Source organism: Candidatus Margulisiibacteriota bacterium (genome assembly GCA_018822365.1).
Lineage (GTDB): Bacteria > Margulisbacteria > WOR-1 > O2-12-FULL-45-9 > XYB2-FULL-48-7 > XYB2-FULL-45-9.
Genome location: JAHJKL010000013.1, coordinates 1 through 12,269, shown reverse-complemented (window position 1 = coordinate 12,269; position 12,269 = coordinate 1). Strand labels below are relative to the sequence as shown.

Below are 12,269 nucleotides of genomic sequence, written 5' to 3'. Positions count from 1 at the left end.
GTTTACTGCTTCATTTTATCGAGCGAAGCAAGCATCCCTTCATAACTTTGGACCGCTTTAGTCACCGTATCAAAAACCCGCTGGGCCATGACCATCCGCATCATTTCGGAAATAACGTCGACGTTGCTCTGTTCCAGCGAATACTGATTGATCGACCCATACCCATCGGCGTTAGCCACCCCGACCACCGGCTCCCCGGATGATTCAGTCTTCTGGTACAGGTTCTGTCCAAGCGATTTTAATCCGGCTTTGTTGGTAAAGCGGGCCAGATTGATCTGCCCTACCTCGGTCAGGTCTTTCTCGTTGTTGCGCGCGATCAAGATCGTTCCGTCCTGGCTGATCGTCACGCTGGTCGTGTCGCCCGGAATCACTATCCCCGGTTCCAGTATCCGACCGTTTGGATCAACAATATTGCCGGCATCATCGACGCGAAAATTGCCGGCCCGCGAGTAAGCCTGCGAACCGTCGGGCAATCGGACCATAAAAAAGCCTTCTCCCTGGACCGCCAGATCCAACGGATTGTTGGTAACCTCGATCGCTCCCTGGGTGTGATCTTTTGGAGTTGACGCGATCCGCACACCGGTCCCGTACTCAACGTTGACCGGAGTATTCTCGGCACCGGAGATCTCCTCATAGAGCATGTCCTTGAAGCTTTTTTCGACGTAAAAAAGGGATTCCATTTCGGCCCGCCCTTTTTTAAATCCGACCGTTTTGGCATTGGCCAGATTGTTGGTAATATCAAGGATCTCGTCCTGAAGCGTATCAAGTCCGGTGGCGGCGACATAAAGCGGTTGAAACATGTTTTTCCCTCCCTATTTATTGCGTCGGGCGACCAAGCTCCATGGCCCGGGACAGGTTTTGGTCTCGCGTCGAGATGACTTTGCTCATCACCCCGTTCAACCTTTCCACCTGCATCATTTCCATCATCTGATCCACAATACTGGCGTTTGAAGATTCAACATACCCCTGGATCAACCTGGGGTCGTCGACTTCCGTCATGATCGAAAGCGATGAGCTCTTTTTAAATATAGACCCGTTCAAAGAGGCCAGGGCATCGGTCCCTTCCGGTTTAAGGATCTGCAAACGATCAACGACCGCGCCGTCAACTTTGATCTCCCCCTCCTGGGTAAACTCAACTTCAGAGCCGGGCGTAACTATCACCGGCCCCATCTTCCCAACCACCGGAAGATTTCCGGCAACCGTGATCAGCCTTCCCTCTTTATCAAGACGGAAACGGCCATCCCGGGTATAGCCCTCCCCCCAGGGACCGGAGACTACAAAATACCCCTCGCTCCCAAGGGCGACATCAAGTTTATTGTTGGTTTTGACCAAAGCACCGCTGGCGGTCTTATAATGGGTGCTTTCTACCTGCGGCTTCATTGAAGAGATCTTGTTCTGGGCGTTGTCCAATTCCAGGGGGAATCCTCTGACCACCACTTCAGATTTTTTGTAACCGGGTACTTCCGCTCCGACCATGTTGTCCATCAGCTTTCTTACTCTTTGATCAGCAGTTTCCAGGCCGGCGCTTCCGATCTCTAGGATGCGGTCTGTCATGGTGGAAAAATTATAGACTGGCGGTATCTAAAAGTCAAATATAAAAATCCCGATTTTCCGGGGAGTTCAGCTCATTGCCGGACAAAAATAATTGCGATAGATCCGTTCGGCCTCGGTTTGATATTTATCTTTGATCTCCCGGTAGCGAGCCAGGGAGGGCGAGGCTTTGGTCTTAAACCAAGCGGCAATGATCGACTCGTTGACCTCCACATGAAACTGCAAGCCATAAGCTTTTTCACCAATCCCAAAAGCCTGGCACAGAACATCGGTGCCAGCCGCCAGCAACCGTCCACTCGCCGGAAGGTCAAAGGTATCGCTATGCCATTGAAATACTTCCAGTTGATGAGAATTACCGGTAAAAAACCGATCTTTTTTGCCGGTTTCGGTTAAAGCGACCGGCCCCCAGCCAAACTCTTCTTTCGCCGCCCGATAAACTTTGGCGCCGGCCGCTTTGGCCAATAGCTGGGCCCCCAAGCAGATCCCCAGAAAAGGGATCCGATCGCTTAGAAGTTTTTTGATAAACCTGTCTTCTTCGGCTAAAAATGGATAGAGGTCATTTTCATAGACGTTCATCGGCCCGCCGAGCGAAACGACCGCGTCTCGCCCGGTTAATTTTTCCGGGAATCGCTCACCCCGCCAAACTTCGATCGTTTGAAAAGGAATTCCAGCCTTTACCAGGAAACCTTCAATCGTTCCCGGCCCCTCGGTCGGATCGTGTTTGATAAAATAAACTGTCATAATAAAAAATAGGGAGCTTGCCGCTAGCAACAAGCCCCCTAATTATAGCAAAGTCATTGATTAAGAAACTGCCACTCTCTGCCGATCCACCAGCTCTCCCTTTTTCCCTTTGTTCCAACCGGAAACCTTGGAGAAATAACCGGTTATCCTGGTAATTTGATCGACATTCCTGCCGCCGACCAAAACCTGCTCCAGCTTCTGCGGGGTCAGTTCGGCCAACGCTCTCGGTTCGATCCGGACCTTGTCATTTGGTCCATCGTACTGGGTATGGCGAAGACAGATCGCCCCATCATCGTCGTACGCCCACTCGATCTGCTGGTTGTTTTCCAAAAAGGCGCTCAATTCCTCAATAGTCATTTTTTTCACCCCCTTCTTTTAGGCAATTAACATGTCGTGGATCGTCCGCTCCGTCAGCATCTTCTTCATGGTTTTTTGCACAACGCAAAGGGTCTTGCGGACCCGGCATTTGACGCTGAAACGGCAGCTCCGCCGATGGAACAGGCAATGGTTGAGAATGATCGGCCCTTCAACCGCTTCGATCACCTCCATCAGGGTGATCTTCTTTGGGTCGCGGGCCAGCTTCAGCCCTCCCCCTTTTCCTTTGCGGGTGGCAATAAAACCCCGCCGCGCTAAAAGCCGGGTAAGCTTGTTGAAGTGGTTAAAGGGGATCTCGATCTCTTCGGCCAGCGGCCGGCTCTGGGTCCCGTCGCCGAGCGAAGCAAGCTTGACCAGGAGCCGCAGGGAATAATCGGCCGCTCGTGTTATCTTCATAATATGCGCATATTATACTTATTATAATAATCTGTCAAGCATTATCGCCTGACAGTTATTTGTCGTCTAGAACTTGTAGCCGAGCTGCAGCTGGAGCTTAGCCGGGTCGACAATGTCGATCCCCGCTTCAATGAACATCGGGGAACGGCCAAAAGCGTTGTCAAAAATAAAGGAGAGGGCCAGTCCGGCCTTGGTATCGTTATTGCCAAAGTACCCCACGATCCCCAGTCCAAGCGAAAGAGGCATTCTCCCGATACTGGACAGCGCGAATTTACCCCCGGCAAAAGCGATCATCGGGTTTCTTCCGGTGTTCCCCTCCATCCCAAAGCGAAGCGCCACCCCGCTCCCCAAATATTCCTGAAGGATCAGCCCCAAAGCCGCCCCATCGCGAATGCCGCCGCACAGCGCCGGTTGCAGGGCAAACGAACCGGAAGCAAGGACGACCACCGAAACCAACAAAACTATTGTTTTTTTCATGTTTTTCCTCCTGTTTTATTTTATACCAATTTGAACATTTTTAGCAAGAGTTATTTTTTGGAACGCTCATACCCCAGCGCCAGGAAAGAGTGGTCCGCCCTGGCCAAATTCTCGATCGCCGATAATAATTGAACCAGGGCTATTTTTGCCGCATTAGCGTCAGAAGTTTTTATACCTTTAAGCTGCGCAATATTTGAAAAATACAGATCGGCCCGCTCTTGCGCGTTGACGATCTCCGGCAGCAGATCGCTCAATGCCCGGTATTCCAGGTCAAGGCGGCTCCGCCAACCGGCCGGGTTGACATTTTGGGACGAATAAGCCAATCCGGAAAACTCGGTCGCTTCGTCACGCATCGACAGGGAAACATCGTCAAGCCGGTCGGCCAGGTTCCTTCGTTCGGCGTAAGCGCTCGCTTTAGCCGCGTTGGCAAAATGAGGATTGACCGTATTCTTTCTCAATATCTCTTTAACTTCAGCCAGCAATCGACCGATCTCCCGCTCTTTTTCAAACGCTTTATATAATTTCCCTCCCCAGCCGATCTGCTCGGTATCACCGCTCAAGCTAACGTAGACTGGAGAAAAATATGCCGACAAAGCGGAGAACCCTCTATTATCCAAGTAATTTTTTAGGTCGTTTTGCTCCAATAAGGGATCAATTGACGCGATCGCCAGATCAAGCTCTCTAATGATCCTTTCATCATAAGTCGAAGTTAAAATATCGCGCCAGATCAACGACAGCCATTTATAAAGGATCGCCTTTTCATAGCGCGCGGCTATCCAGCGCGGCGCGTTCTCGGCAAAAACCGGGAATTTATCCAATTTCGGCGGGACCACTGAAACATAAAATTCCCTGGCGGTCTCAAATTCACTCCCGGTGATCATGGGACGGACCAGCACGCGGTACTTGGTCAAGGCAAAAGCGCGCAGATCGTGGAATTTCCAGCTTCCCTCCAGGTCGGTCGTGTTCAGCCTCCGGCTATATGACGACATTAACGACAATTTTTCGGTCGCGGTATCCTCCCATTGCCAATTGGCAAAATTAAAATATTCCAGGGTCGGCTCAAGCGGAAGCTGGCTGTCGCCATAATTCCTGATCTCCCAGGCCAAACGAAAGGCCGGTTTATTGTCGATCGCGGCCAGTCCGGGCGGCAAGGTCAGTTCCCCGCTCCATTGGACTTCGGCAGTTCCGTACGGCGGAGGAGAAAGGTCCATGAACAATTTGCCGAGATCGATCTCCGCTCCCCAGGCAAAACGGCCAAATACAAGGACAATAAATAAAGAGATCAGACTTTTTTTCATTTTTTCATCACCCGATCAAAGAATTCAACTGTCCGCTCCATGACCGCCGCCCAGGCAGCGGTAAATTCATGCGGCTCACCCGGATACCTGTAAAATGATACCTCTTTTCCATTTTTTTTCAATGCCTGATCGAGCCGCTCGGACCAGGCAAGAGGGACCGAACGATCGGCAGCCCCATGATGGATCATGATCGGAGCTTCGATCCTGTCAAAATAATTGATCGCTGAAAGGCGGCCCCAAAATTCCGGATTGCTCTCCGGTGACCCGTAACTGGCCAGGATCCGCTCGGCAACAGCCGGGTTCCCTTTGCGGCGCCAAAGCCAGCGGGAAAAATTATCACGGTAATCGGCGCTGACCGGAGCAAAAAGGACTGCCGCCTTGAGCAGCTCCGGCCTGGTCACCAAAACGTTGAGCACCACTCCTCCCCCCATTGAGTGGCCAAGCATACCGATCTGTTCTTTGTTCAGGAAAGGATAATTGCTTTGTTTGACAGCCAAAACGGCATTGATGGCATCCTCAACATAACCAAGGCGGAATCCGGCATCGACATCGGCATCTTTATCTGAGAAAGCGTGGTTGCGATAATCAGGATGAATAACAACGTAACCGCGCCGAGCCAAAAAATCCTGCTCCCGCTTCAACCCCCGGCCATTAGTATATATTTTAGGGTTAATATAGCCGTGGTTTAAGATCAGGACCGGGAAGGGCCCTTTGCCTTTGGGAACATTCATGATACCGGATATTTTCAAGCTATCACTATAATATGTAATATAGTAACGGGTGTATTTATCATTTTTGGCCAGGACCCGGCCAAGTTTCAAATCACGGCCAACAAGCTCTTTCTTCATTAATTCCGGCAACGATGGCTCACCCTCAACTACACCAAAAACCGGGGCCACGGCCAGAACCAGAAGAAATAAGGCAACTTTAAACTTCACCCGGTCATTCTGGCACTAAAAGATCTTTTTGCCAACTACCTTATTGATCTTCGCTTTGGCGATCTCGAGGTCGTACTTTGCTCCCCAGAGAGAATTTTCGGCCGCGGTCAGCGAAGCGCGGGAATCAAGCAATGATAAAAAAGTAGTAATGTGCTGTTCATAATTGACCTCGCTCAGCCGCATGGTCTTTTGCGCCAGGTCGGTTGCCGCCTGGGCGGCCGCAATCTGTTCTTCAGCCGCCTGATATTCCAGATAAGCGGAGCGGACTTCAAGCTCGATCCCATCGCGCAGCTGGTCGGCCTGCGCCGCCAGCGCCTGATAATTGCTCCGGGCCTCAGCCACTTTGTTGGGGGTCTCAAAACTGTCAAAAATGTTCCAGGAGCCGCTTAAAAGCACTTGCCAGGAATCAAGATCGATATTTAATCCGGCATTGCGATAGTCAGAAACAGTCCGGCCGCTGGAACCGATCAACATGAATGACGGCCAGTAATTGGCCGCCGCCAGGCCAACGCTCTCTTTGGCAATGGTCAACCCCTCCCGAAATGAGCGATAATCCGGCCGATTGGCCAGCGCGGCATCAAAAAGTTCGGAAAAAGCCGGCAAAGAAACAACCGCGACCGGGGAAACTTCTTCAAGCATTTGGCCGGTAACACTCCCCCTGGTTCCCAATAAATTATTTAAGGCGGCTTCAGCCAACCGGAGGCCAGATTTAGCTTTTATCCTGGCGACTCTGGTATTTAGGACCTCGGTCTCGATCCTCATGACTCCCTCCCGGCCAATGATCCCGGAATCATAATAGATCCGGGAGAGCTTGAGATATTTTTCCAGCGACGCTTCCGCCTTGTCGATAACCTGCACTCCTTTTCGCGCTTTGAGCACGTTATAGTAGGCGTTTTTGGCGGCAAAAAGCACTTCAACTTCCGCGCGGCGCAGGTCTTCCCTGGCGCTGCCGTAACCGGCATCGGCCATGGTCAGAAGTTTTGGCAGGCTGGCAACAAAGATCGGCTGGGCCAGGGAAAAGGTGTAGGTTTTCAGGTCGGCTGCTTCATTCGGGGCGGTCAACGATTCCTGATAATACTTCCCGTAAACACCTTCCAATTTTAAGCGGGGAAATAAGGCTGACCTGGCTTGGGCAAGCTTGCTCCCGGCGGCGTCAAACTTTGCCTTCGCGGCAACAACCTGCGGGTTTTTGGAGAGCGCGAGATCGACCGCTTCGTTCAGGGTCAGCGCATCAGCAAATGACAAATTAAAAATGACAAATGACAAATTAATGAATAAAAATATTAACTTCGACCATTTGACATTAGTTGTCATATTTCCTCCTCCACCGGCAGGACAAAAGCCTTGACCCCATCATCAGCGTGAATTTTTTTAAGTTTACCGACCTCGGCCATCAACTTTAGCTTAGTTGCGTCATCAACCACGGCTAAAAACGCCTCATTGTTCCCCGGCCAAACCTGGGAATCGAGATGGGGCTCGGAATGGCCGCCGACACCGTGAAGATAGGGAAACCTCGTGTATTTTTTCGCTCCGCAAGCCAGCATCGCCGCCAAAACCTTTGCTTCGAGGGCGGGAACAAATATTATGATGACCGCTTTCATTCCTGTTTTCCTCCAGTCTGCCGACGGGCAAACCAATTTTCGATGGTGTAATAGAGGGTCGGGACAAAAACCAGGGTCACGGTCACGGAAACGACCAACCCGCCGATAACTGTCACCGCCATTGGTTTCCAAAAACCAGATCCTTCGCCGCCGCTCAACACGATCGGCATTAAACCAAGAATGGTAGTTATTGAGGTCATTAAGATCGGACGGAGCCTGCTGCGCCCCGCCTCTTTGATCGCGTCTTTAAGCTCCAAGCCGCGCGCCCGAAGAATATTGGTAAAATCGATCAAAACGATCGCGTTCTTGACCGCGACCCCGGTCACCAGGATCAAACCAATAAAGGCCATAACACTAAAGGAGATCCCGCTCAAGAACAGCGCCCATACAACCCCGGCCAGCGCGAACGGAATAGAGAACATAATAATGAAGGGCATCAAAAATGATTCAAACTGCGCGACCATGACCAGATAGATCAGCGCGATCGCCAAAAGAAGGGCGACAAAAAGCGAACGGAAACTTTCGGCGATCTGCTCTGAATTCCCGGCGATCTTGACCGTTATATCATCGGGAAGGCTGGTCCCCGCCAGGATCTCGCGAATGTCTCCGGTAATGTCGCCCAGCGACCGGCCAAAATAGTCTGCTTCCACTTTAACGATCCTCTGCTGGTTCTTGCGCTGAATAACCTGCGGGCCGCTGCGCAGTTCCACCTTCACGATATTGCCCAGCGAGATATTTTTGCCTGTCCGAGTGGTGATAAAAACATTTTTAATGTCATCAAGGGAGCGGCGGTCATTTTCCTTTAACTGCACAAAGATATCATACTGGTCCCCGCCGATCCGGTATTTGGAAACGGTCGTCCCGTATAGATAAGCCCGGGCGGTCATCGCCACATCGTACATGGACAGCCCCAGGCTGGACGCTTTCTGTCGGTCAACCTTCAGAGCGTATTCCGGGATCGCTTTTTCCCTCGATAAGGTCGGATCAACCACCCCGGGGACTTTAGCCAGCCGGCTCTTTAGCTGATCGGCGACCAGGTCGATCTTTTCAAAATCGGAGCCGTAGATCTCCAGAGTGACCGGCTTCCCTCCCCCCGCCAGGGAATTGGCGCCGCTGGCGGCAAAATCGATCCCCTTCAAACCGGGGATCGCGTAAGCCAGTTCGGCAATCGCCCGCTGGAGCTGTTTGATGTCGCGGCGGCGCTGGTCAAGCGGGACGACCTTGAGATAGAGCCGTCCGTAATTCGCTCCGTTCTTGGTCGAGAGGCTCATCCGCCCGGCAGTTGATCCGGCACTGACCATGACAAACTCGGTCTCCGGAACATTTTTGCGGATCCGCTCCGCCAGTTGGCGCATGACCCCCGCGGTCTGGTCCCAGCGGCTGCCGGCCGGCATCTCGACCGTCGCGGTGATCAAGCCGCTATCCTGCTCCGGAAAAAACTCGCTGCCGGTCAGGGCAAAAAGTCCCATGCTCAGAATAAAGAAAATAGACAAGGAGGCCAGGACCCTGCGCCGGTTGCCCAGCGCCCAAGCCAGAATATCTTTATAACCAGCGTCTATCCTTTCAAAGATAATTTCGCTCTGATCATGAAGCTTCCGCCAGAAACCAGATTTATCTTTTTTCTCTTCAATTCTGATCATCTTTGAACAGAGCATCGGGGTCAGGGACATCGCGGTCACCAGCGACATTGCCATAACGACTATCGAAATGGCGGACAACTGGTTAAAGAAGATCGCAATAAAACCCTGGACCAGAAGAAGCGGGATAAAGATCACCAAGTTGGTCGCCGTGGAAGCAATGACCGCGCCGGCAACTTCACCCGTGCCAAAGACCGCCGCTTCCCTAGGCGGCTCGTGCTTTTTATCGAGATGGCGGTAAAAGTTTTCCAGGACCACGATCGCGTCATCAACCACCACCCCGATCGATATAATTATTGAAGCCAGGGAAATAATATTGATCGTCGCCCCGGAAGCGGCCATATAAATAAACGCCGCCAGGATTGAGATCGGGATCGCCAGCGACACAATAAATGAGCCGCGGAAGTCGCGCAGAAAAAAGAGGACGGTCAACACCACAAAAAAGAACGACCAGTATAAGGTGTGGGTCAGTTCGTTGATCTGGCGGACTATCGACTCGGAAGTGTCCTGCACGTAGGTGATCTTCACGTCCGGGGGAAGTTCAGGCATCAGCTTGGCCAGCTCCCGGCGGATCGATTTGACCACATCAACGGTGTTGGCCCCGGATTGTTTTTGGACCTGGATCATCACCCCGGCCTTGCCGTCAACCTCGGTCATATTATCCTGTTCCTTGAACCCGTCTCCAACTAGAGCGATATCGGACAGATAGATATCGCCGCCATTATAGCTACCAACGATCGTCCTTCTGATCTCGTCAATATTATTAAATTCTCCGGGGACCCTGATCCCGTATTCCAGGGCGCCCGACTTAATACTGCCGGCCGGGACCGACAGATTGGCCGCCTGCAGCGCCAGATTAACCTGGTTGATCGACAGATGGTAAGCTTCCAACCGGCCGCGATCAATATTAATGTTGATCTGGCGGATCAAACCTCCCAGGATATTGATGGTCCCAACTCCACCTATCCTTTTTAAGGCCGGTGAGATCTTTTTGTCGGCCAGCTGATAGAGCGACGAATATGATTCATCGGCGGAGACCCCAAACACCAGGACCGGGATCTGGGAAAGATCGAACTTGAAGATCGTTGAAGGCTCGACATCGCTGGGCAAGCGGCCGCGGACCAGATCCATTTTATCGCGAACGTCGGCCGAGGCCGGGTCCAGATCGGTCCCCCACTTGAAAGCGATCGTCACCGTGGAAATATTTTCGGCGCTGTCAGAGGTGATCCGATCGATATTCGGCACGGTCGCGACCGCGTCTTCAATTACCTTGGAAACCGACGTTTCAATATCTTCCGGCCCCGCCCCGGGATAAGGGGTAATGATCGTCAGGGTCGGAATGGAAATATTAGGGAGAAAATCAAGCGGCAGGCGGGAAAAGCTGAAATACCCGATGAGTAAAAAGATCAGGTAAAGGGAAAGGGTAAATAACGGCCGGGTGACAAACCTTCTGATCATTGCCTGACTTCCTCAATACGGGAACCTTCCCTGACTACCCGCTGCCCTAAAATTATAACTTTATCCAGCGGAGAGAGCCCGGAAACAACCTGGACATCGTTCCCGTTTTCCAAACCAAGCACGATCGGCCGTTTTTCAGCAACACCTTCTTTGGCAAGATAGACATATTTTTCATTCTCCCCCAGGACAGCGTCAAAAGGAATAACGGTAGCATTAACCACTCTTTTCAGCACCAGATCAACCTTGGCAAACATACCCGGCTTGATCCGATGGCTGTAATTCGCCAGGATTATCTCGATCTGGGTGGTCCGGCTTAACGGATCGATCACCGGACGGATATTGCCAACTACGCCGCGGAAAAGTTCGTTCGGCAGGGCATCAAGCGCAATATCGGCCCGGGTCCCTTTGGTAATGCTGGTATAATATTTTTCCGGGACATCGGCATAGATCTTGACCCGGTCGATCCCGTAAACAACAAATACCGGAGAAATGCCCCCACCCACCTGAGAAGTAACCTGATCACCAATCTTGACCAACTGCATCCCAACTACGCCACTGATCGGCGATGTCACCACCAAATCATTATACAGATCATTGGTCGGATCGATCCCGGCAACATAAGAGAGAAGCTTGCTCCCTTTGCTGACATAATCCCCTTCTTTAACATATAACTCTTCGACCCGGCCGGTTGTCCGGGGACGGACGCTGACCTCGGTTTCAGCTTTGATATCACCGTTCAAAGTCAAACGCTGTTCGATGGGTCCGAGCTTGGGAGAAATTGCCACAACCGGCACGACTCTTTCAGTTTTAGCCTCTTTGCCGCCGCTTAACCGGCCGGCTAAACGGAAACCGAAAACAACGACGATAATTACAACTATTGCCCAAATTATTTTTTTATTCATATTATTTCGCTCCTTCTTCTTTCATCGCCGCGGCGATCTTTCCCATTATCGAGAGAAGCTGCTCCCGGTCTTTATTGGAGATCCTGCCAAAGATATCGGTCAAATGCCGCCTTTTTGCTTCGCGTATTTCGCCGTAGATCTTGCGCCCATCTTTGGTCAGCGCGATCCTGACGATCCGCCGGTCGTCCGGGTCTTCGCTCCGTTCCACAAAACCATCGCGATGCAAGCGGTCAACCATGCTAGTAACATTGGCCAGAGTGACCCCGAGCGCCGCGCTGATATCAGACATTTTGCAATTCTCTCTCTCATGGGCGATCCGCATAACCAGACATTGCGGCATGGTGATATCGCAATCGTCCGGCAGGTCGCGCAGCTGAAAGCTTTTAACTACCGTCGGGGCCAGCGCCTCCAGACGATCCAGGAACTCTTTCAAACTTTTCTCCGCCATGAAACACCCCTGATTTATTATTAACCTGATTAATAGTTTACTGTGTTAACTATTATTTGTCAACCCGTAAATTGGCCGCGCTATCTTGAAAGGCGAGCAAGGATATCTTTCAGGCGCCCGGGGGTCCCGGTCCCCGGCAATAGCATTGGCCCTTTACGAATGCGGGACCGGGAAAAAGGGAACGGGATAATATATCTGTCCCAGCGCCAAAATAGTTTTATATGCAAAGGGGAAAATAATCCGACCGGCACGATCGGGACCCCCGCTTTTTCCGCCAGAAAAAAAACTCCCGGTTTAACGGCAAAGGGCGGCCCGGACGGCCCGTCGACCGCCACCACCGCGTCGTACCCCTCTTTGATCAGTTTGATCATCCTCCCCATTGCCCGGGCGGTCGCCAGCTTATCGCGCTGGAAATTGACCGCAATGATCTCGTAGCCAAGCCAGCGG

14 protein-coding genes are annotated in these 12,269 nt (G+C 51.8%); all 14 read right to left on the bottom strand.

Translation table 11 applies throughout. From position 1 onward, the window contains the following. Positions 1-2: 2 nt before the first annotated feature. Positions 3-800: a flagellar basal-body rod protein FlgG gene (flgG, locus tag KKF06_00935; protein ID MBU1616331.1), complete on the bottom strand. Its 798-nt coding sequence runs from the start codon at positions 798-800 to the stop codon at positions 3-5. A gap of 16 nt (positions 801-816) precedes the next feature. Beyond that, the gene (locus KKF06_00930) at positions 817-1,554 is read right to left on the bottom strand and encodes a flagellar hook basal-body protein (protein ID MBU1616330.1); all 738 of its coding nucleotides are present in this window, start codon (positions 1,552-1,554) and stop codon (positions 817-819) included. 66 nt (positions 1,555-1,620) lie between these two features. Next, on the bottom strand, positions 1,621-2,292 hold the full coding sequence (locus KKF06_00925) for a type 1 glutamine amidotransferase (protein MBU1616329.1): 672 nt from the start codon (positions 2,290-2,292) through the stop codon (positions 1,621-1,623). A gap of 60 nt (positions 2,293-2,352) precedes the next feature. Continuing rightward, positions 2,353-2,649, bottom strand: a complete 297-nt coding sequence (locus KKF06_00920; GenBank protein ID MBU1616328.1) for an anaerobic ribonucleoside-triphosphate reductase — start codon at positions 2,647-2,649, stop codon at positions 2,353-2,355. An 18-nt stretch (positions 2,650-2,667) separates the two neighbouring features. Then, the gene (locus tag KKF06_00915) at positions 2,668-3,063 is read right to left on the bottom strand and encodes an Rrf2 family transcriptional regulator (GenBank protein MBU1616327.1); all 396 of its coding nucleotides are present in this window, start codon (positions 3,061-3,063) and stop codon (positions 2,668-2,670) included. Between the two features lie 66 nt (positions 3,064-3,129). Next, positions 3,130-3,540, bottom strand: a complete 411-nt coding sequence (locus KKF06_00910; protein ID MBU1616326.1) for a hypothetical protein — start codon at positions 3,538-3,540, stop codon at positions 3,130-3,132. Between the two features lie 50 nt (positions 3,541-3,590). Then, on the bottom strand, positions 3,591-4,838 hold the full coding sequence (locus KKF06_00905; protein MBU1616325.1) for a hypothetical protein: 1,248 nt from the start codon (positions 4,836-4,838) through the stop codon (positions 3,591-3,593). Then, entirely contained in the window at positions 4,835-5,686 is an 852-nt protein-coding gene (locus KKF06_00900; protein MBU1616324.1) for an alpha/beta fold hydrolase, read from the bottom strand. Before KKF06_00900 ends, KKF06_00905 begins: the two co-directional genes overlap by 4 nt. Positions 5,687-5,791: 105 nt before the next feature. Continuing rightward, positions 5,792-7,090, bottom strand: coding sequence for a TolC family protein (locus tag KKF06_00895; GenBank protein MBU1616323.1), 1,299 nt, complete (start codon positions 7,088-7,090; stop codon positions 5,792-5,794). After that, entirely contained in the window at positions 7,087-7,377 is a 291-nt protein-coding gene (locus tag KKF06_00890; protein ID MBU1616322.1) for a hypothetical protein, read from the bottom strand. The genes KKF06_00895 and KKF06_00890 overlap by 4 nt, the downstream gene beginning before the upstream one ends. Next, positions 7,374-10,472 (bottom strand): efflux RND transporter permease subunit, encoded by a 3,099-nt coding sequence (locus tag KKF06_00885; protein MBU1616321.1) that lies wholly within the window; start codon positions 10,470-10,472, stop codon positions 7,374-7,376. The genes KKF06_00890 and KKF06_00885 overlap by 4 nt, the downstream gene beginning before the upstream one ends. After that, positions 10,469-11,374, bottom strand: a complete 906-nt coding sequence (locus KKF06_00880) for an efflux RND transporter periplasmic adaptor subunit (protein MBU1616320.1) — start codon at positions 11,372-11,374, stop codon at positions 10,469-10,471. The genes KKF06_00885 and KKF06_00880 overlap by 4 nt, the downstream gene beginning before the upstream one ends. Position 11,375: 1 nt before the next feature. Next, positions 11,376-11,822 carry a MarR family transcriptional regulator gene (locus tag KKF06_00875; GenBank protein MBU1616319.1) on the bottom strand — a complete coding sequence of 149 codons (447 nt, stop codon included), beginning with the start codon at positions 11,820-11,822 and terminating at the stop codon, positions 11,376-11,378. Positions 11,823-11,902: 80 nt separating this feature from the next. Next, positions 11,903-12,269, bottom strand: a 367-nt coding sequence (locus KKF06_00870; GenBank protein MBU1616318.1) for a hypothetical protein, incomplete at its 5' end; no start/stop codon positions are given.